This window comes from Leucobacter albus, from assembly GCF_039528015.1.
Taxonomy (GTDB): domain Bacteria; phylum Actinomycetota; class Actinomycetes; order Actinomycetales; family Microbacteriaceae; genus Leucobacter; species Leucobacter albus.
This window is the reverse complement of the sequence record NZ_BAAAKZ010000003.1, coordinates 367,814-386,694: the sequence shown is the minus strand read 5'-3', so window position 1 is coordinate 386,694 and position 18,881 is coordinate 367,814. Positions and strand designations below refer to the sequence as shown.

19 protein-coding genes and 1 tRNA gene are annotated in these 18,881 nt (G+C 61.9%); 7 read left to right on the top strand and 13 right to left on the bottom strand.

The window, feature by feature from the left end; genetic code table 11:
- Positions 1-1,443 carry a 3-isopropylmalate dehydratase large subunit gene (gene leuC, locus ABD115_RS05430; protein ID WP_343958999.1) on the bottom strand — a complete coding sequence of 481 codons (1,443 nt, stop codon included), beginning with the start codon at positions 1,441-1,443 and terminating at the stop codon, positions 1-3.
- A gap of 171 nt (positions 1,444-1,614) precedes the next feature.
- The gene (locus ABD115_RS05425; protein ID WP_343958997.1) at positions 1,615-2,688 is read right to left on the bottom strand and encodes a TerC family protein; all 1,074 of its coding nucleotides are present in this window, start codon (positions 2,686-2,688) and stop codon (positions 1,615-1,617) included.
- Positions 2,689-2,944: 256 nt separating this feature from the next.
- On the opposite strand from ABD115_RS05425, the gene ABD115_RS05420 reads away from it, so the two are divergent.
- Positions 2,945-3,910, top strand: coding sequence for a TIGR00645 family protein (locus ABD115_RS05420; protein WP_343958995.1), 966 nt, complete (start codon positions 2,945-2,947; stop codon positions 3,908-3,910).
- Between the two features lie 130 nt (positions 3,911-4,040).
- On the opposite strand, the gene ABD115_RS05415 is transcribed toward ABD115_RS05420, so the two are convergent.
- Positions 4,041-5,516, bottom strand: coding sequence for an HNH endonuclease signature motif containing protein (locus ABD115_RS05415; RefSeq protein ID WP_343958992.1), 1,476 nt, complete (start codon positions 5,514-5,516; stop codon positions 4,041-4,043).
- 124 nt (positions 5,517-5,640) lie between these two features.
- Here ABD115_RS05415 and ABD115_RS05410 point away from each other — a divergent pair.
- Positions 5,641-5,725, top strand: a tRNA-Leu gene (locus tag ABD115_RS05410).
- 145 nt (positions 5,726-5,870) lie between these two features.
- Here ABD115_RS05410 and ABD115_RS05405 read toward each other — a convergent pair.
- Together ABD115_RS05405 and ABD115_RS05400 are read right to left on the bottom strand one after the other, a co-directional pair.
- On the bottom strand, positions 5,871-6,839 hold the full coding sequence (locus ABD115_RS05405) for an IS3 family transposase (RefSeq protein ID WP_343958989.1): 969 nt from the start codon (positions 6,837-6,839) through the stop codon (positions 5,871-5,873).
- Positions 6,731-7,899 (bottom strand): IS3 family transposase gene (locus tag ABD115_RS05400; RefSeq protein WP_343958987.1). Its coding sequence is split into 2 segments (ribosomal slippage): positions 6,731-7,612 and positions 7,615-7,899, totalling 1,167 coding nucleotides; the frame shifts between segments, so codons are not numbered across the junction. The genes ABD115_RS05405 and ABD115_RS05400 overlap by 109 nt, the downstream gene beginning before the upstream one ends.
- Before the next feature lie 118 nt (positions 7,900-8,017).
- Here ABD115_RS05400 and ABD115_RS05395 point away from each other — a divergent pair.
- Positions 8,018-9,043 carry a hypothetical protein gene (locus ABD115_RS05395; protein ID WP_343958984.1) on the top strand — a complete coding sequence of 342 codons (1,026 nt, stop codon included), beginning with the start codon at positions 8,018-8,020 and terminating at the stop codon, positions 9,041-9,043.
- Positions 9,044-9,054: 11 nt separating this feature from the next.
- Here ABD115_RS05395 and ABD115_RS05390 read toward each other — a convergent pair whose 3' ends face one another.
- From ABD115_RS05390 to ABD115_RS05375, 4 genes are all read right to left on the bottom strand, one after another.
- Positions 9,055-10,176 (bottom strand): hypothetical protein, encoded by a 1,122-nt coding sequence (locus ABD115_RS05390; protein ID WP_343958982.1) that lies wholly within the window; start codon positions 10,174-10,176, stop codon positions 9,055-9,057.
- A 137-nt stretch (positions 10,177-10,313) separates the two neighbouring features.
- Positions 10,314-11,429 carry a UvrD-helicase domain-containing protein gene (locus tag ABD115_RS05385; RefSeq protein ID WP_343958979.1) on the bottom strand — a complete coding sequence of 372 codons (1,116 nt, stop codon included), beginning with the start codon at positions 11,427-11,429 and terminating at the stop codon, positions 10,314-10,316.
- Positions 11,419-13,017 carry an ATP-dependent nuclease gene (locus ABD115_RS05380; protein WP_343958977.1) on the bottom strand — a complete coding sequence of 533 codons (1,599 nt, stop codon included), beginning with the start codon at positions 13,015-13,017 and terminating at the stop codon, positions 11,419-11,421. The genes ABD115_RS05385 and ABD115_RS05380 overlap by 11 nt, the downstream gene beginning before the upstream one ends.
- Before the next feature lie 71 nt (positions 13,018-13,088).
- Positions 13,089-13,511, bottom strand: coding sequence for a COG3415 family protein (locus tag ABD115_RS05375; RefSeq protein WP_343958975.1), 423 nt, complete (start codon positions 13,509-13,511; stop codon positions 13,089-13,091).
- Positions 13,512-13,701: 190 nt separating this feature from the next.
- On the opposite strand from ABD115_RS05375, the gene ABD115_RS05370 reads away from it, so the two are divergent.
- Both ABD115_RS05370 and ABD115_RS05365 read left to right on the top strand, forming a co-directional pair.
- A complete protein-coding gene (locus ABD115_RS05370) occupies positions 13,702-14,136 on the top strand; it encodes a hypothetical protein (protein WP_343958972.1) in 435 nt (144 codons plus the stop codon).
- A gap of 109 nt (positions 14,137-14,245) precedes the next feature.
- Positions 14,246-14,638 (top strand): hypothetical protein, encoded by a 393-nt coding sequence (locus tag ABD115_RS05365; RefSeq protein WP_343958969.1) that lies wholly within the window; start codon positions 14,246-14,248, stop codon positions 14,636-14,638.
- Positions 14,639-14,670: 32 nt separating this feature from the next.
- Here the strand turns inward: ABD115_RS05365 and ABD115_RS05360 are convergent, their stop codons facing one another.
- From ABD115_RS05360 to ABD115_RS05350, 3 genes are all read right to left on the bottom strand, one after another.
- Positions 14,671-14,883: a hypothetical protein gene (locus tag ABD115_RS05360; RefSeq protein WP_343958967.1), complete on the bottom strand. Its 213-nt coding sequence runs from the start codon at positions 14,881-14,883 to the stop codon at positions 14,671-14,673.
- Positions 14,884-14,949: 66 nt separating this feature from the next.
- Positions 14,950-15,825, bottom strand: a complete 876-nt coding sequence (locus tag ABD115_RS05355; protein ID WP_343958964.1) for an ATP-binding cassette domain-containing protein — start codon at positions 15,823-15,825, stop codon at positions 14,950-14,952.
- Between the two features lie 222 nt (positions 15,826-16,047).
- The gene (locus ABD115_RS05350; RefSeq protein WP_343958961.1) at positions 16,048-16,956 is read right to left on the bottom strand and encodes an ABC transporter ATP-binding protein; all 909 of its coding nucleotides are present in this window, start codon (positions 16,954-16,956) and stop codon (positions 16,048-16,050) included.
- A gap of 184 nt (positions 16,957-17,140) precedes the next feature.
- On the opposite strand from ABD115_RS05350, the gene ABD115_RS05345 reads away from it, so the two are divergent.
- Both ABD115_RS05345 and ABD115_RS05340 read left to right on the top strand, forming a co-directional pair.
- Complete coding sequence (locus ABD115_RS05345; protein ID WP_343958959.1) at positions 17,141-17,812, top strand: ClpP family protease; 672 nt, start codon at positions 17,141-17,143, stop codon at positions 17,810-17,812.
- The gene (locus ABD115_RS05340) at positions 17,809-18,402 is read left to right on the top strand and encodes a ClpP family protease (RefSeq protein ID WP_343958957.1); all 594 of its coding nucleotides are present in this window, start codon (positions 17,809-17,811) and stop codon (positions 18,400-18,402) included. The genes ABD115_RS05345 and ABD115_RS05340 overlap by 4 nt, the downstream gene beginning before the upstream one ends.
- Before the next feature lie 28 nt (positions 18,403-18,430).
- Here ABD115_RS05340 and ABD115_RS05335 read toward each other — a convergent pair whose 3' ends face one another.
- A complete protein-coding gene (locus ABD115_RS05335; RefSeq protein ID WP_382389263.1) occupies positions 18,431-18,778 on the bottom strand; it encodes a helix-turn-helix domain-containing protein in 348 nt (115 codons plus the stop codon).
- Positions 18,779-18,881: the final 103 nt, after the last annotated feature.

The following is an 18,881-nucleotide window of genomic DNA, read 5'->3' as shown; positions in this document are numbered from 1 at the left end:
TTATGCCTCCACATTCTGAGTTGCGTCTGCCTGCAGATCCCACGGGCTCGACAGCGTGCCCCGGATCGCGGTTGCTGCGGCAACGAGCGGAGAGACGAGGTGGGTACGCCCGCCCTTGCCCTGGCGGCCCTCGAAGTTGCGGTTCGAGGTCGAGGCGCAGCGCTCCCCCGGTTCGAGCTGATCTGGGTTCATGCCAAGGCACATCGAGCAGCCGGCGAAGCGCCACTCGCCGCCGAACTCCTCGACGATCTTGTCGATGCCCTCGGCCTCGGCCTCGAGCCGCACGCGGGCGGATCCTGGGACGACCATGAGGCGAACGCCGTCTGCCTTCTTCTTGCCCTGGATGATGCTTGCGAACTCGCGCAGGTCGTCGAGCCGCGCGTTGGTGCAGGATCCCATGAAGACCGCGTCGACCCGGATCTCCTTCATCGGCGTGCCCGCCTCGAGATCCATGTACTCGAGCGCGCGCTCAGCCGCGGCGCGCTCGTTCGCGTCGGCGATCTCGGCAGGGTTCGGCACTGACTCGCTGAGGTGCACGCCCTGGCCCGGGTTCGTGCCCCAGGTCACGAAGGGTTCAAGCGAGCTCGCGTCGATGTTGACCTCGGCGTCGAACACCGCTCCCTCGTCGGTCGGAAGAGTCTTCCAGTAGGCGACAGCCTCGTCCCAGGCTGCGCCGGTCGGGGCAGCCTCGCGGCCCTTTACGTATTCGAAGGTCTTCTCGTCTGGCGCGATCATGCCAGCGCGGGCGCCGGCCTCGATCGACATGTTGCAGATCGTCATGCGCCCGTCCATCGACAGGTTGCGGATCGCGGAGCCGCGGTACTCGAGCACGTAGCCCTGGCCGCCACCGGTGCCGATCTTTGCGATAACGGCAAGAATAATGTCTTTCGCTGTGACGCCGGGGCGCAGCTCACCGTCGACGTTGATCGCCATCGTCTTGAACGGTTTCAGCGACAGCGTCTGCGTCGCCATGACGTGCTCGACCTCGCTCGTTCCGATGCCGAAGGCGAGCGCGCCGAAGGCGCCGTGGGTCGAGGTGTGGCTATCGCCGCACACGACGGTGATGCCGGGCATCGTCAGGCCGAGCTGCGGGCCGACCACGTGCACAATGCCCTGCTCTTTGTCCCCGAGCGGGTGGGCTCGCACGCCGAACTCCTCGACATTCTTGCGCAGCGTGTCGATCTGCAGCCGGCTCGTCGGGTCTTCGATCTGCCGGTTGATGTTCAGCGTCGGCGTGTTGTGATCTTCAGTTGCGATCATCAGGTCGACGCGGCGCAGCGGGCGATCTGCGACCCGCAGGCCGTCGAAGGCCTGCGGGCTCGTGACCTCGTGAATGAGGTGCAGATCGATGTAGATGAGGTCGGGGCTGCCGCCCTCACCCTTGACGACTACGTGGTCGTCCCAGAGTTTTTCGGCCAGCGTACGGGGCTTCGTGTCAGTCATTGCTTCTCTTCATTCTTTCGCTTCGCGAAGCGCAAACGTACGTTGCGAACGCGAGTGGATCGGCCGTGCAAGAACCCCGCGACGGGCGGCCGTAGGCTAGATCCCGTCGCGGCCACGAAGAAGCTGGTGCCGCTGACGCATGATGAAGAGTCTAACACTCAGCCCATGCGATCAATTCCCGGCGTCTGAATCACGATCCTTCGCGGGCCCCTGATCCGCTGCGCTGTCGTGCGCGTGCGGCTCCGCAGCGCCGAAGTGCAGCGTCTCACCCGTGGCCTTCGCAACCTGCTTCGCCTTCCATACGCTCGCGACAGTGGAGACCACCATCGCAGCGAGAATGAAGATCAGCGACATGCCGGTTGTGATGTCGGGGACAGCAACGGGCTCGCCGCCGTTGATGAACGGCAGCTCGTTTTCGTGGAGGGCGTGCAGGATGAGCTTCACGCCGATGAACGCGAGGATCGCGGCGATGCCGTACTTGAGGTACGGGAGCTTCTCGAGCAGACCGCCGAGCAGGAAGTAGAGCTGGCGCAGGCCCATGAGCGCGAAGACGTTCGCCGTGAAGACGATGAACGGGCTCTGCGTGATGCCGAAGATCGCGGGGATCGAATCGAGCGCGAAGAGCAGATCGGTCGCACCGAGCGCGATGAGCACGAGCAGGAACGGCGTGAACATGCGCTTGCCGTCGACGGTCGTGCGCAGCTTGCCGCCGTCGTACTCGTCGCTGAACGGCAGCACCTTCTTGACCTGGCGAATGATCCAGCTGTCGCCCTGGTCCTCGTGCCCGCCCGGCTTCACCTGCTGCCACGCGGTCCAGATGAGCCACGCACCGAAGATGAAGAAGACAGCGATGAAGCGCTCGATGATCGCGGCGCCGACGAGGATGAAGATGCCACGGAAGACGAGCGCGAGCACGATGCCGATCATGAGGGCGCGCTGCTGGTATGCGCTTGGCACCTTGAACGCGCCGAGGATCAGCACGAACACGAAGAGGTTATCGATCGACAGACTGTACTCGGTGAGCCAGCCGGCGACGAACTCTGTGGCGTGCTGAGCGTCGCCGAGCAGGTAGATCGCACCGGCGAAGACGAGCGCGAGGAGCACGTAGAAGCCGACCCACAGGCTAGCTTCGCGCATTGACGGAACATGGGGGCGCTTGATGATGAGCAGCAGGTCAACGATGAGGATCGCGGTGAGTAGCACCATGGATCCGATTTCGAACCAGAGCGGTAGAGCGAGGGTCACGGTAGAGACATTCTCCTTCGGGTGGGCGCAGGGTGCGCGAAACGCCGAAAGTCTCTTCCCGGAGCTGGCCTGTGCAGGCCGCCCCGCGCTCGCACCGGCCGCGCGGTCTTCGCGCGGCGTATTGACGATACGAGCGAGGTGGAATACTCCCCTTCGCAGAGAGCCAGTATAGCCCCGAGAGGTTACCGCGATGTTTCGGCCACACTGCTCCCCCAAATTTCTTCTTCAGCATTCGGCTGCCGCACTGGGATAACATATGACTCTCATTTCCAGCCTGCAGCACCCCGGGAGAACACACGTGAACGAACGCTCGACGCCGTCAATTCAGCGCAGCACCGATCGCGGGCCGGGCGCAGCCTCACGCACACTCGCGGCATTTATCTTCGCGAGCCGCTGGCTGCAGGCCCCGCTCTACCTCGGGCTGATCATCGCGCAGGGCGTCTACGTCGTGCTGTTCTTCGTCGAGCTGTGGCACCTGTTCGAGAACGTCATCATCTCAGGCAACATCACCGAGACCGATGTCATGCTGTCGGTGCTCGCGCTCATCGACATCGTCATGATCGCGAACCTCCTCATCATGGTCATCATCGGCGGATACGAAACCTTCGTCTCGAAGATTCGCGTCGAGGGGCACCACGACGAGCCCGAGTGGCTGTCGCACGTCAACACGAACCTGTTGAAGGTCAAGCTCGCCGTCTCGATCATCTCGATCTCCTCGATTCACCTGCTCAAGACCTTCATTGAGGTGGGTCGCATGCAAGACGGCCTCGTCGTCGACGCCAAGGGCAAGGTGATTTACTCGTACGACGGCGTGTTCTGGGAGGTCGTCATTCACCTCGCCTTCATCGTTTCGGCGCTCGCGCTGGCCTGGATTGACAAGATGGCGCAGCACCACCCGGCCGTGCAGCGCGACGAGGTCACCGCAGGGGCCATCGAGGCGCGACTGTCGGGCGACAGCGCTGGCAGCGTCGGCGGTGCTGGCAGTGCTGGCAGTGCTGGCAATGCCGCAAGCGCCGGAAGCGCCGGAAGCGCCGGAAGCGCCGGCAGTGCCGGAAGCGTCGGCTTCGGGGCGAACGGGGCGCTCGGGCCCTTGGCTTCACCGGAACATGCGGCCACTACCGCGGCACCCGCACAACCGAGCGACGGCTACGTGACCGTGCGCATGCCGGCCGGCTCAGCGCTGCCCGCCGGCGCGGAGATCATCGACACCACTCGCCCCTAAGCCCAGAGCTGCCCGCCGGCGCGCCGATCGTTGACGCCACCCGACCCGAGATTCTCGCTGCCAGGCGCTCGCTGCCAGGCGCTCGCTGCCAGGCGCTCGCTGCCAGGCGCTCTCCAAGAGCGAGCTGGTTTTAAGCATCGGCCGCCTCCGGGCGACGAAACCTCACCCGGCTCGGTGGGCGGTCGTGGTGCACGCGACCCGTCGGGCTCGTCCAGGTCATCACACCGTTTGCCTCCTGGCGCACTGTCCAGTCGGTGTGGTGTTTGAGCGTGTGGTGCCCCCGGCAGAGGTGGGCGAGATTCGCCGTAGAGGTTGCCCCGCCGCGTGCCGCGTCGATTGTGTGGTCGATGTCGCAGCGGGTCGCCGGCACCCGACAGCCGGGCGCTCGGCAGTGCAGGTCTCGGGCTTTCAAGCGCCGAGCATGCTCTGCCGACGGCCGGTAGCGATCGACCGAAAGCACGTCGCCTGCTTCATCGACTCTAATTCGCTCCCAAGCCTCGCTCTCCCCCGCGATGCGGGCGGCCGTGACATCATCGAGCGGGCCGTAGCCGATCAACTCCGCGGGCCCATCTGCGGGGATGACCACCTGAATGTGGGCCTGAACCGCCTGCCGCCCGAGTGCCGCCTCGCTCGCGACGCCCGCCGCGCCCGCGTCGCCGGCCTCGCCGGTCTCGCCCAGCAGCAGATCACGAAGCACATCGGCTCCAGCGACGGCCGCGGTGCGGCTTTGGCCGGCCCCTGCCTGCCTACCCGTGCCGGCGCTGGGTTCCGTGCTTGCGCTGGTACCCGTGCCGGCGCCCGGCCCTGCGACAGTCTCGGATCCATCGTCAGCGACGGAGCCAGCGCCACCGCCAGCGTCTACGCCCACGCCATGCGCCTCGCCGCGAAACGCAACCGGCGCTGCGCCTGCTCGCACGGCGGCTTCTCCCCCGCCCGCTGGCGCCACCGACTCGTGCAGTGCCCGCTTCGCCAACCGTTGGATGCGGTCTTTGATTGCGTAGGCGTCTTCGGCGGGCAGGTGCGCAATCAAATCTGCCATGCCGTCTTCGAGCGGCACGACACGCACGCAGCGACGTTGGAGCGCGGTTTCGTGGCGTTCAGCGAGCGCCACGTCTGAGTGGGCCGCAGCGAGACGTCGCGCGATGGGGCGCAGCCGGTTCGGGGTCTCCTCGCGCGCGAACGCGAGCGCCGCGCTCTCGTACCGCGCCCGGCGCTGCTCGTCGGTTGCGGGGTCTCCCGTTTCGATCGGCGCACCCTCATCGGTAATCACCCGAAGGTGGCTCATGGAAATCTCGCCGCCACGCAGCGCGCCCAGCGTGGCGGGGTAGCTGTTCTGGGCGAGAAACGCCGTGTTCATCATGCGCTCTGCAATGTACTCGCTCTCGTGCAACGCCGTAGCAACTTCGAAGCGCAGCGATCGAAACGCCAGCTCACGCTCGGCGCCGTTGCCGCCGGCAGCGTCGAGCGCGCTGCCCATCGCGGCCGCGAGCGCCGCGAGCTGCTCTGCATCGAGCCGGCGCTTCTGTGCTTCGCAACGCTCTATCTGGCTGACGGAGGCATCGATCACCGCCAGTTGGGTGTTTGTAAATTTTCCACTTGAAGTCATGTGTCTAGTAACTCATGAACCACCGACATTTAGCAGCGTCAAGGAGCGAGCGCGCCCACGCCACGGCATGCGCACCACGCTCCTCAGAAACCGATAGTCTAGATCGGTGCCGTTCGCGGCACGAGCGCGAGTGGCGGAATTGGCAGACGCGCTGGATTTAGGTTCCAGTGTCTTCGGACGTGGGGGTTCAAGTCCCCCCTCGCGCACCATCATGCTCTTACTAGAACTAAAAGCACTAGAAAGAGCATTGGGAGAGTGAATTACATCAGCAAAGACCCTGTCGGAAACGGCAGGGTCTTTGCTTTTGAGTGCGAATTCATTGGCAGCGATTCGGGCCTATAGGACAAAAGGGGCTTAGGACTGTTTTTTGGTCGGTTTTGCTTCCAGTGTTTCACGATACTCCGCGATCGTGATTCCGCCGAGTACGGTCTTGATTCGGTCGTTGTTATAGAAATGCATGTAGCTCTGGATCGCGTCCTCGATCTGGGCCGCGTTTTCCCACTCGCGCCCGTAGAACATCTCGGTCTTCATTCGTCCGAAGAATCCTTCACAAGCTGCGTTATCGCCGCTGTTGCATTTTCTCCCCATCGATCTGGTGAGTCCCGCCGACTTCATCAACTCGATCCATTCACCACCGCGGTAGTGGCCGCCCCTGTCGGTATGAACCGCTAACTGGGCGGTGCTATTCGCTGCGCGAAGCTCTGCCCGATATGCGGCAGGCAACGTGCTGATCGCATCGTCAAGCATGCTCTGGGTGAGGTTCTGGTTCGGGCTGCGAAGTGTCCGCCAGGCCACGACTTTTCCGTCGAAACAATCAATCATCGGACTCAGATACACCTTCGCGTCCGGCGCCGCGAACTCAGTCACATCGGTCAGCCAGATCTGGTTCGGGGCATCAGCCCGAAACTTTCGCTTCACCAGGTCAACGGGCGCTGGTGTCAGCTCGCCCTCGTAGCTGGAGTACTGGCGTTTCCGTTTGGCGTAGAACACGGGAATGCGTTCCTCTTTCATGAGCCGGCGCACGACTTTCTCCGACACCCGGATGCCGGCTTTCCGCAGCGCGAGCCAAATCCTTGGGGAGCCATACGTGTGCATGCTCGCGTGCGCGATCTGCCGAATCGTGTCCCGCAGCTCGGCATGACTCTGCGGGCGCTCTAACACTTTCTTGGAGTACTGGTAGCTAGGGTCTGATGCACGTTGAGGTGACAGTTTGATCAGGCAGCGAGTGCGACCTGTTTGGTCATGATGCTCTCGTATTCGATCGGCGTCAATCGCCCCAGCCGAGCCTGTCTGCGACGTCGATGGTAAGTACGCTCGATCCACGTCACAATTGCCAACCTGAGCGCGTCTCGGGTGGCCCAGGTCTTGCGGTTCAGGACGTTCTTCTGGAGCAGGCTGAAGAACGACTCCATCGCCGCGTTATCGCCCGCAGCGCCCACGCGACCCATCGAGCCGGCCATGCCATGACCGGTGAGTGCACGCTGTAGTTTCCGGCTTCGAAACTGGGACCCACGATCGGTGTGCAGGACGCAGCCCGCGACGTCACCACGGCGTAGCACGGCGTTGTTCAACGCCGTCACCGCCAGCAAGGAGGTCATCTGCGAGTCGATGGAGTAACCCACAATCCGGTTCGACCACACGTCTTTCACCGCGCACAGGTAGAGCTTGCCTTCACTCGTCCAATGCTCGGTGATGTCCGAAAGCCACAATTCGTTCGGGGCAGCGGCCACGAACTCGCGCTGCACGAGATCGTTATGCACGGGCGGGCCAGGCTTTCTGCCCTTCCCGCGGGCTTTCTTCTTCCCAAACGCTGACCACCAGCCCTGGTCGCGGCAGAGCCGCCACGCAGTCCGGTCGCACATCGGTTCCCCGAGAGCTTTCGCCTCGTCTGCGAGGAACCTGTACCCGAACTCGGGGTCTTCCAGGTGGGCGTCGTGGAGCGCGTTCGCTCGATACGCCTGCGTAAGGTCTCGTTCAGTGACTGGGCTGCGGAGCCATCGATAGTAGGGCTGGCGGGCGAGCTTGAGTACCCGGCACGACACCTGGACGGGGATCCCGTCATTGGTGAGCTCTTTCACGAGCGGGTAGAGCCTTTTCCCGGCAGGTGCGCCTGGGAAAGATACGCGGCCGCACGACGGAGTACTTCCACTTCTTGTTCGAGGAGCTTGTTGCGTTTGCGTAGCTCACGCAGCTCAGCATTCTCGGACCGCGTGACACCGGGTTTCTGGCCCTGTTCGACGCGTTCCTCTCGGAGCCATTTATCGAGGGTTCCAACGTGGATGCCGAAGTCTTTCGCGATCTGCGCCAGTGTCACTTCCGGGCCGCGATCCAACGCGATCCTCACGACGTCGTCACGGAGCTCTTTGGGATAACGAGGAGGCATAGGTTCATCCTTCCAGGCCAGCCGAAACTAGCCATGTTGATGTCACCTACACGTGCATCAGACCCCTGTCATAATCAGGGGCAGTATGAGCAGGGAAGAACGAGGGAGTAGTGTTCGTGTGAAGTTTCTTAAGTGGCTATTTTGGATCCTGCTTGTCGTTGCCTTCATTGAGCTGTTCATATGGAAGCTTTTGCCAGTGCTTCAAAGACTCGAGTGGCAGACAACTTGGGATATCTGGGCAATACTCACGGCCATTGGTACCATTGGTGCGACGGTCACCTCGTTGGTACTTGCGTTTCGTGCATGGGCTCAGGAGCGCAAATCTGCAGCGAGGCTCATCTCAGCGTGGATCACCGACGATCACGTTGCTAAGCCAGACGGAAGCGCGTACGAACGCAAGGTTCAGCTTCACATTGCCAACGAATCAAACGAACCGGCTTTTAATGCTATGGCCTCCGTACATGTCGGGAGAGAACACACGCCGCTTGGGCCACTTGCCGCGCCGTCCCCAATAAGCGTGATTCCGCCGCGTCGGGAGCATGTGTATGACATTTCCGTTCCTTTGCTCGCGCATTCAGGCGCGTGGCTGCCAAAGGCATCCCTCACTTTCCAAGATCCCAGCGGAAAAACCTGGCTCAGGGATGTTGACGGTTCTCTGCGCAACGTCAGCGGGAAGAAGCAAAAGTGGTCGAAGCCCAGGAATGAGCCTGATGAGCGCCAGATCGGAGACCAAGACAGTTTCTTTAATCCGCTCACAACAGTCCTGACATTTCTTGCAGGCCTGCGAGATCCCGAGACAGATAATGACAACCTAAAAGTCCTGCTTGCCGAACAAGCTCCCGGTTGGAATGACGTTGACCTTGCCGCTGTTCAGGCTGATCTTGAAGGCTTCCAACCGACATCAATGGTGGACTATCAAGCCCCACGAATTGCGAGAGTAAAGCTTTCGGGCGACCGCTCTCTTGAGGGGCGGTACGTCGTAGGTGACGGAAAGCACATTGAGCTTCAGAAGCTGAAATTCGTCACGCTCACCCTTCACCCGGAGAAAGGATGGCAGATCTTTGGCATTGGCGACGCGGTGCCCACTGACCGGATCCACTTCGGAGGCAGTCTGAACGAGGAGATCAAGCCCTACGGAGGATAGGTATATGTCGCTTACGTCCAACGTCCCTGCAGCCAGCTATTCATAAGAGCGGCGGTTTCCGAAATAAGTGCATCAAAATCTCCGAAGAAATCTTCCACTCGCTCTTCCCCGAGCGCTGCGGCGAGCAAGGTGCCAAGAAGATTGTCGGTGTTGAGCTGCGTTGGGTCAAGGCGCGAGTCAACGCTGTAGTGCATAAGAGTGTTGCGTAGTGGCCGCATATCGTCTGCCATGAGCGCCCGTGCACCCGGGTGCTGAGCAATCAAATCGATCGCCTGGAGAGACTCTGCAGTGAGCCTTTCGTGTTGTTGATCCCGAAGAATGACCAAGCTTCTCACGATTTGATAGATACCGAGAAAACGAATCTTGAAGGTGCTGTAGCGCAGCCGTGCGGAATCGGGTTCCGTCGAGACAATCTCGTTGATGAAGTTCAGATGTCCAAGAAGGAGTAGTAGCGTCGCATTGAGTTCCGGCGTTTCAGTGCCATTGAAGATCGTCCGGTAGTACTTTTTAGCTTGGTAGTCTTCTTCCCGTTGCGAGAAGAGCGCCCCATCTAAATAGTCGGGGAATGAGACGGCCGACATGTCCAGTGCTGCACCCAGCGCACCAAAGTAACGCCCGTATTCCGTTGAAATGCTTAGGATGCGTTCGCCGAGATTTGCCTCGACAATGGCAGAGGCTTCCAGTCCAAGCGAAAACGAAGCCGCATGGGTCGTTGAAATGACCCTCCCGTTGTAGCGGTAGACCCCAACGTCCTTAGCGAGAGGCTTGAGCCAAGAGAACCGGAGCAAACCAACAAAGTAGTCTTCGTGCGAGGGGACAATCTCGTCCCAAAATAGCGACTGCAGTCCCTCCAGTCCGAGTTTTGAGTCATCAAAAAGCTTGAGGCTATGCCGTGAACGAGTAAGGACTTGTTGAGCCGCATCGGATATTTCAACGCCCAGATCTGGGTCTATCTTCTTGATTTGTCGCTGACCCTCGTACACGAAGAGCGCCATGTAGCTCCCCATGCAGAAGCTCAGGAACGGCATAAATCCCTGGGCTTCGGGGCGCTGCAGTGAACTGAGATAATCGCCGATGAACAGTGCATCTTCGTGAATTGCATGCATCATCAAGAGCTGACGGCTATGTTCCATGGTCTTCGTACTATGGATTCTGCGTTCAAGAAAGTCAACTTTATGCTTGGCACTATCACGGAGTAGTCCTCACTCCGGCTCTGATCTACCGCCTGTCAGCCGTATTGATGAACTTAACTGACGCCGGAGTTCTAGCTCTAACTACTCCACAGGTTGATCTTGCCCTTAAAATCTGCGTGAAGCTGAGCATGCAGCTTTGCCGCCCCTTTTGTCACGAGCGCCACGCTATACCGCGCTCTGGTCACCGCCACGTAGAAACCACTCGCCGAACTATGTTTCAGGAGCTTACGCGACTTCAGAAGACTCACTATTGGGCCAGTAGTCAGTATGGCGACTCGTTCTCGAGTGATGCCTTTGGCTGTACCAAAGGTGAGAAGTTCACCCTGCGGGAGTTGCCGCTGTGACTTTTGCGACCAGAGAATTGTCGCTCGCCGAGGTAAGGACTCAAGGTACTCCGCGAGCTGCGACTCATCTACCAGGAAAACACCGTCATGACCAGTGACCTCCATCTGAGTAGAAGAAGTCGGCGGAAGCTCTAGCGTCGGGTCATGAATCAAGTCAGAGAAGTCGGCGATGGCTTGGTTGAAGCGTGTCGTTGTGTCACTTGGCACAAGCGTGCAGAGACCCGCATCGCGTTTCGCCCGAAACCAATCAACCTGCTTCACTCCACGATAATCCTCATTAAGCCGGTCGGAACGTGAAGTCTCAAGAACTGACTGGCGAACATCACCCGTCATGAAGAGGTTGATTTCCGAGTCCATGAGCGCGGCAACTACCTCTAGATCGTTGCCAACCAAGTCTTGAAACTCATCGATGTAGATGTTGTCGTAAATACGCTGGAGCCGTTCAATTGGCGCGCCATTGGTCTTCTTAATGACCTGTTTTGCCAGAAGCGCAAGCCTGAGATTGTATGGCTGGTGCTGATCGTTGAGGTAATACTTCCAGCCGCCACGACCTTTAGGAATCTGGCCAAGGCTATCGATGAAGCAGAGGCCTCGGGGAATAAGATCCTTGTCCGGATAGAGCAGCGGAAAGAAGGGTCGCACAATGTGCCGCACGAGAAAGGCATACCATCCCATAGTCTCGTGCTCGGAGGCGAGTGTGCTCGGTAAACGAGCCTCAATTTCCGACTGAGCGAACTGCGTAAAGGTAAGCGCGAGAGAGGTGGTACCTTGTTGCTGCTCAGAGATCTTCCTGACGATTTCTGACGTCTTCCCACTGCCCGCAACGGCCAAACGTACCTCAGCTGGCATCGATGAACTCAATCGCCTCTTGGATATATGTCGGCCATACGAGGCCTGGCTCAGAATCAGCGACCCTCCAAGCCCACTCCGTTTTCTGGGAAAGCATGTATTTGAGCAAGTCATCTTTTGCGTCAAGCCCGAAAAGTATGCGGAGCGCCGTGTCGTTTCCCGCTTCAATCATTTGAGGCTCAAGCGTACGACCGAGCGACGTTGCGCCGATGAACATTTCACGCACTCCGTCCTCTAGATAGTCGCTCACTGGTGCCCTCCAATGGTCAGGTTCCTGATCATCGTTATCCCGGAGGACTGCCATCTTTCGTCCAAGTGCTTTTCCTAGCTCAAGCGCTCGTTTCCCTCGGGTTCCCAAGGTAATTACGTCAACGCCTGCAGCACGGGGAGAACGTCCCTTGACCTTTTCAAAGGCCAAATTGAAGATCATCTCGTCCGAGGGCCCCTCTACGACCACTACCCTGTTTGCCAGCACTAGCCGCAAGGTGTCATATCCCGACTGCTTCTTGAAGTACGCCATCGTGTCAGCAGATATAGCACTGGCATCAAAGGGAATGATTCTCGATTCGTGCATCAAATGCAGCGACTTGAATCCCAGACGGTTAAGGACAAACGAGCTGTGAGTAGTGACAAAGCACTGCCGCCCGTTTGAGAGTGTTTGAATTTTCTCAATGACGCTCTGCAGCTCAGTGTGAGAGAGGTGGTTTTCAGGTTCTTCAAGCAGCACCAACTGGGTATGCTCGGCGCTGCGACTCATTGCGAGAGCGATCTTTGTGGCAACCTGCCGCCCCTGGCCAAGCATGGCAAATGGCGTTTCCTCAACATGAGGCGCCACGACCGTGTCCCAGTTGGAATTGGCACTTTGATCCATCTGCAAACTCACACCAAAAGAGCCTTCGTCCTTGGCTATGCGCTCGTTCACAGTTCGAAGGATTCCGTTGGAAATCTTTGCTTTTGAGGTGCGATGTTCTAGTGCAATCTTCGCGCTCTCCTGAGGTTTAACGAAGTCTCGCAGTAGCTGGCGGAGCTTGTAGTCCACCCCTGAATGCGTTGACGATGTGTTGCTATTTACTAGCGCAACCCCAAGACCACGAGGTTGTCTCGTGATCGGATCACCAGAAAACGCGTGCCAACTCACCTGATATAAGTCAGTCGGCAGCAACTCCGGTAGCTCGTCTTCGGCAAGATACGCCTCCAGCTCAGCATGATGGTCAGAATCTGGGCGGACACGCATACGAATTCCGGGGCACTTGAGCCTTAGGGAGTTGTGCGCCCCCAAAAGCGTCGCGACACCCGGAGCGTCGTCCGAGAAGTAGATTTCAAGATCAATTTCGGGAAGAGCCGGGTTCTGACCTGCCTTGTGAGCAGCGAAGTATTGCCTGACGACATCATGGTTAAACCAGTAGGGGTTGAGATCATCAGCTGCCCAACGGCCTCGTACGCGTCCCCCAACAAGCAGAGAGATGACCTCCAGGAGAGTCGACTTGCCCGCTTCATTTCCACCGACAATGATGTTCATCCCCTCATGAGGAACAAAGTCCAAAGACTTGAAGCATCGATAATTGGTCGCCTTGATGCGGGTGATCATACCTATGAGTATGACATCGTTGTAATTTCAGTCAACCAGGCGGCAACTGTACGGGTTTGGCAAGCAGCCGATCAGTCTTCGGATGCGTTCAGTAGCGCAGCCTCACTTCTACTGCGCCGCATCACACCAGACCGTTTCAGAGACTTTTCAACGGCACTCTTGCTCACCCCAATGTTGTCTGCCACCTTCGCGATTGATAGCCCCGTGCCGTAGAGACGCGCAATTTCAGCCGCCTGAGACGGCGTAATTGGCGGTGCTTTACGAATCTTGACCCCATTGCGGTTCAGGACGTCCAGAACCGTCTTGTGCGGCTTTCCGAGCCTCTCAGCAACTTTGTTTGCGGGCAGCCCTTGGGCGTACAGATCAAGGATTTGCGCCACCTCACGCCCCGTCGTGAGCCTGTAGCCACGTTTTTGAGTTGCAGCCTCTGGCGGTTCAAGAGGTTCGATAGGCTTTTCTAACAGAGGTGCGACCTTTTCAAGAACAGAGGTCAATTCTTTTGTCTTGCAGGAACTGAGGCGCACACTATACGGGGCAAGGGAAGTAGCGCTTCTCTTGCCCCGTGCTCGTTTCTGGCTGCACCTTATTTTGCATCTTTTGGAAGAATTCGCAGCAGCGATCACAGCGCAGACACAGCACCGACTCCTACACTCGGCCAGACAAAGCTCGACGAACGGATCGGCAATGAAGGCGCGGTTAGGCACGCTCGTCGCGGCCTTCGTTGCTCTTGCAACAGTGCAGGGACTCGCGGGTTGCGCCGCTGACGCGTGCACAACCGTCGGCTGGTCAAATGTACTGAAAGTGAAACTCACCGGTGAAACCGCTGCCCTGGCCATGGTGCAAGTGTGTGTTGCGGGAGACTGCGCGCAGATAGCCGACGGCAGCCGAGCCGAGGCCCCCGGGCCCCAACGTTTTGAGCTTGATCTGTTCGATCAGCGCGAGGCAAACGTTTGGCCATTCGACGCTGGAATGACGCAGCCCAAGCGAGTCACGGTGCTCGTACTCGGGCCCGGGGGCGAAGTGCGCTCCGACACAGAGGTCACCCCGGAGTGGGAGCGAGTGGGCGGTGACGAGCGCTGCGGTGGGCCGGCCGAGGCGACGGTCACCGTGCGGCCCTAGGCGCCTCACCTGCGTCGCTGCTGTACGCCTCGTTGCTAATTGAGCCCGCCGCCACATGAGAGCGGTCAACGGCGCACCTACCGAGCTCCAAACCGCGTACGCTGGGACAATGCCCACCCGCTTTGAAGCCTCCATTCGCCTCGACATTCCCCTCGAAATGGCGAAGCGCCACGGGATCCCATCGCAGATCAGCAACACCGAGCTCGACAAGATTGAGGCAGACCCGCCAGCCTGGCTGCTGCAGTCACGCGCGAACCGCACCGGCAAGAAGCCCGTGTGGGCGACGCTGACCTGCGTCGTGTGCGGGCGCGAGGAGAAGGCCCGACCGAAGAAGTGGTGGCCTGAGTTCACGTTCGTTGCCTGCGACGAACACGACACACACCAACTCCCCGCGGCGCCTGCCGGCGCGGATCGGGAGTTCGTCTACGGCGTCGGCACCCAGTTCTTCGGCATCGTCGACGGGCCTGGCCGAGTCGACGGCCCTGGCAGGGACCAGCGCTAGGGCTGAGTCGAGCGCTAGGGCGGAACCGAGCGCTAGGGCTGTGCCGACGGCCCGGATGGCGGCGTAGACGCGAGGGGCACAGTGGCCGGCGCCGCGGTCGCGACAATATAGAACGTTGCGAACGGCCCAAAGAACAGGCTCAGCAGGAACCACGCCCACCGAGATCGGTTCTTCTGCTCCGCAAGCCCAGCGTTCACGAGCGCGAGCGTGATCCAGAAGAGGCCGTGCGGCACGTAGTCACCCATAGCTCAACCCTAGACGAGCCGTTGGCGCCGGTCGATTGCGGAAGCCGCAACGATGGGATCTCGCCGCTACCCAGCGGAGCTCGCCGCCCCGATGCGCAGCGCGGCGACGAACTCGCGGTAGAGCTCGTCGCGCCCCAGGAGTTCGTCGTGCGTGCCGCTCGCGCGAAGTCGCCCGGCTTCGAGCACGAAGATCTGATCGGCGTCGAGCACGGTAGAGAGCCGGTGCGCGATCGTCACGACGGCGCCAACGCTGGCGGCCCCCGCGATCGCGCGCTGGATCGCCGCCTCCGTGACTCCGTCGAGCTGGGCGGTCGCCTCGTCGAGGAGCAGCACGTCGGGCCGGCGCACGAGCGCACGCGCCACCGCGAGTCGCTGCCGCTCACCGCCAGACATATTGGTCTCGGTGATCTCGGCGTCGAGCCCGCCTTCAAGCGAGCGAACCTTGTCGTCGAGCAGCACCGCGGCGAGCGCCTCCCAGGCCTCGTCATCGAAACTCGGCGCGCCGGGTTGCCGCATCCCACTCTCGGCATCACTACTCAGTGCAGCGCCACCCGCGGCAGCGCCATTCGCGATGCCACCCGCGGCAGCGCTCGCCCCGGCATCGACCCGAAACAGCACGTTTTCGCGTATGGTGCCGGGCACGACCGGAGCGTCTTGCTCGACGTACGCGATTCGGGAGCGAACGTCGTAGATCGACAGCTCCGCAAACGGCGCACCGTCGAGCTCGAGCCGACCTGCTGTGGGTTCGATAAACCGGAGCAACAGGGAGAGCACGGTCGTCTTCCCGGCGCCCGAGGGGCCGACGAGGGCGACGTGGCCGAGGCTCGGGATCTCGAGGGTGAGTCCGTCCAAAGCGAGCACCTCGGAACCACCATAGCTCGCGGTGACGTCGCGGAGCGCAAGCACCGGCGCTCCCGGCGGCACGCGCAGAGGCGACGCCACGTCGGGGCGGGCGAGCGTGTCCTCGAGTTCGAGGTGCTCGGTCTCGCGAATCCGTGCGGCGGCGGCGAGCCCCGACTGCAGCGTCGCGATCGCTGAGGCGAGCTCTGAGATGGGGGTGACGATGTTGAATGCGTACAGCAGGAACGCGACGAGGGTGGAAACGGTGAGGGTGCCGACGGCTACGCGCCCCGCGCCCAGCCCGAGGATGGCGATGATAGCGAGCTACATGCCGCCGCCAGCGATGGACCAGCTCAGGGCCCCGTACCAGACGGCTCGCACCGAGTGCCGTTCTGCCTCGCGCGCGCGACCGACGACCCGACCGATCTCTCGGGTTTCTGCGCGGCTGGCTTTGACTGTGCGCAGCGCCCGGATGCCTGTTTCGAGGGTGCCGCCGAGCTCGCCGATTGCTGCCTGAGTGCTTCGGTTCGCCCGCCCGATCTGCGGCACGAACACGGCGAACAGCGCGCCGACGACGGCGAGCGCGATGAGCGTTGTCGCGAGCAAGGGCCAGTCGAGAAACGCCATGAGCGCGATCGTGCCGATGAGCGAGACGAGCCCGTTCACGAGCCCGACGAGGCTCGAGGTCGCCGCCTCGCGCAGCAACACGGTGTCGCTGGTGACGCGGGTGACGAGTTCGCCGGTACGAAATCGCTGTACCTGCTCCAGCTTGGCGCGGAAGAATCGGCGGATGAGGGTTTCGCGCGCGGTAAAGACGATGCGCTCGGCGAGCCGCCCGAGGAGCACGACCTGCATCAGGCTAGCCGCGGTACCGACAACGAGGAAGCCGACGAGCAGCGTCACGGGTCGCGCAAGATCGAGCCCCGATTCGAGGGAGTCGAGCACCCATTTCGTGACGAGCGGGGTCGCGAGCAGCGTCGCGGTGCCGATGAGCCCGAGGAGCAGGGCGAGCGCGATCTTGGGGAGGTGGGGGCCGGAGTACGACCAGAGCAGAGCGATTCCGGCAGCGAAGGATCCGCGACTCCCACGCGGCGACGCCTCCTCTGCGACACCGGGGGTGTTCACGGCACCCGCCACATCGGCGGGACCGGCCGCACCGGCCGCACCGGCCGCATCGGCGGCACCGTCTTGCAGCGGCTCGCGCAGCGGATCATTCGCGGGTGGGTGCGTCATGCGGGGCGGGGCCTCTCGTGTTCGGTGCCGCTATGAATCCCCCGCGCGCCGACATGGCGCTTCCGTAAACCTACAACGCTATGCAACACACGTCAATCAATGATGCTCGGTGCCGCCGCTCACAGCGGAGCTGCCCCGGGCAGAATCACCACACGGCCGGGCCGCGCCGCGGCAGGCTGAACCCATGAGCGATTCACCCAAACCCCCGGTCTTCACCGAGCCCTACCGGCGCGAGCTGTTCGACAGGCGCACCCTCGTGTTAGACGGCGAGCTGAACGACGACAACGGCCTACTGCTCGCAACGCAGCTCCACGCGCTCGCTGCCGCGGACGCGGAAAGCGAGATCTCGCTGTGGATCCACTCGCCTGGCGGATCGGTGCCCGCGATGCTCGCGATCCGCGATCTCATCAGGCTCGTGCCGAACGATGTAGCGACGCTCGCGCTCGGAGTTGCGGCGAGCGCCGGCCAGTTCCTGCTCACCGCGGGCACGCCAGGCAAGCGCCGTGCGCTCCCTCACGCTCGCGTGCTCATGCACCAGGGGTCCGCGGGGATCGGTGGATCAACGGTCGACGTCGAGCTCCAGGCCGCGCACCTGCGCCACACCCGCGACACCGTGCTCGGGCTAACAAGCCACGACACCGGGCAGCCCCTCGAGCGCGTCTTCGAGGATTCGCTCCACGACCACTGGTTTACGGCGACCGAGGCGGTCGCATACGGCTTCGTCGACCGGGTCGTCACCGACTTCGGTGAGATCGCGCCGCCGGGCACCGCGACGCGCATCGGCACGGGGTTCGCCCCGGCACATACAGACACCACAGCGGCACCCGCCGCACCAGCACCGGAGGGCACGCGATGAGCCAGACCTACTCGATTCCCAACGTCGTCTCGCAGAGCCCGCGCGGCGACCGCATCATGGATGTGTACTCGCACCTGCTCAGCGAGCGGATCATCTACCTCGGCACCCCGATCGACGCCGGCGTCGCGAACGCGGTGATCGCGCAGCTGCTGTTTCTCGATTCGGCCGGCGCCGACGCAGACGTGAACTTCTACATCAACTGCGAGGGCGGCGACCCGAGCGCGATGCTCGCGATCTACGACACGATGCAGTACGTGCGCGCCGATGTCGCGACGACGTGCGTCGGCCAGGCGGTCGGCGTTGGCGCTGTGCTGCTCGCCGCCGGGAGCGTCGGCAAGCGCATGGCGCTCCCCCACACGCGCGTCATTCTGCACCAGCCGGGCAACGAGGGGCGGCGCGGCACGATCCCCGATCTCATCCTGCAGGCCGACGAGGCGGTGCGCCTGCGCTCCGACCTCGAGGCGGTGCTCGCGAAGCACTCGGGCCAATCGGTTACGAGGCTCCGTCGAGACACCGACCACGATCGCGTGTTCACCGCGACCGGGGCCCGCGACTACGGTCTCCTCGACCACGTCATCACCGAGCGGTGAGGCGCCGGGGTCGGGACCGGAGCCGGTGCTATGCGGCGAGCACGAACGCAGACTGCGGGCCGACGCTGGCCGCTGCCGTCATCGCGCTCAGTTCGTCGGCGACCGCGACCGTCAGGTCAACAAGCGTGACCCCAAGCGCCCCGGCAACCGCCGCGATCATCTCGCTCGACGGGTCTTTCACACCGCGTTCCATCTCTGAAAGGTACTGCGGAGACACCCCGGCGCGCTCGGCGGTATCTCCGAGCGTCTCGCCGCGCTCGTGACGCAGGCGCCTGAGCTCACCGCCGAGCATGTGCCGCCAGAGCGGCTGCGGGGCGGGGGCGGATCCGCGACTCACTCGCGGCCCCTCGTTCGTGGTGTCTTGGTGCTCGGCCATACCTGATCGTAACCCCGGGCAGCCAGGCGCGGCCCGCCCTCCGCTCTGAGCAGAATCAGATCCACCGCGAATCAGCCACGCGCGCTGCACGGTGGCAAACTAG

What these genes read in the sequence shown, in the direction of transcription:
- ABD115_RS05415 (WP_343958992.1), bottom strand. Translation starts at nt 5,516, where the DNA reads ATGACTTCAAGTGGAAAATTTACAAACACCCAACTGGCGGTGATCGAT.
- ABD115_RS05345 (WP_343958959.1), top strand. Translation starts at nt 17,141, where the DNA reads ATGAGCGATTCACCCAAACCCCCGGTCTTCACCGAGCCCTACCGGCGC.
- ABD115_RS05385 (WP_343958979.1), bottom strand. Translation starts at nt 11,429, where the DNA reads ATGCCAGCTGAGGTACGTTTGGCCGTTGCGGGCAGTGGGAAGACGTCA.
- ABD115_RS05380 (WP_343958977.1), bottom strand. Translation starts at nt 13,017, where the DNA reads ATGATCACCCGCATCAAGGCGACCAATTATCGATGCTTCAAGTCTTTG.
- ABD115_RS05350 (WP_343958961.1), bottom strand. Translation starts at nt 16,956, where the DNA reads ATGACGCACCCACCCGCGAATGATCCGCTGCGCGAGCCGCTGCAAGAC.
- ABD115_RS05420 (WP_343958995.1), top strand. Translation starts at nt 2,945, where the DNA reads ATGACTCTCATTTCCAGCCTGCAGCACCCCGGGAGAACACACGTGAAC.
- ABD115_RS05340 (WP_343958957.1), top strand. Translation starts at nt 17,809, where the DNA reads ATGAGCCAGACCTACTCGATTCCCAACGTCGTCTCGCAGAGCCCGCGC.
- ABD115_RS05370 (WP_343958972.1), top strand. Translation starts at nt 13,702, where the DNA reads ATGAAGGCGCGGTTAGGCACGCTCGTCGCGGCCTTCGTTGCTCTTGCA.
- leuC (WP_343958999.1), bottom strand. Translation starts at nt 1,443, where the DNA reads ATGACTGACACGAAGCCCCGTACGCTGGCCGAAAAACTCTGGGACGAC.
- ABD115_RS05360 (WP_343958967.1), bottom strand. Translation starts at nt 14,883, where the DNA reads ATGGGTGACTACGTGCCGCACGGCCTCTTCTGGATCACGCTCGCGCTC.
- ABD115_RS05335 (WP_382389263.1), bottom strand. Translation starts at nt 18,778, where the DNA reads ATGGCCGAGCACCAAGACACCACGAACGAGGGGCCGCGAGTGAGTCGC.
- ABD115_RS05390 (WP_343958982.1), bottom strand. Translation starts at nt 10,176, where the DNA reads ATGGAACATAGCCGTCAGCTCTTGATGATGCATGCAATTCACGAAGAT.
- ABD115_RS05365 (WP_343958969.1), top strand. Translation starts at nt 14,246, where the DNA reads ATGCCCACCCGCTTTGAAGCCTCCATTCGCCTCGACATTCCCCTCGAA.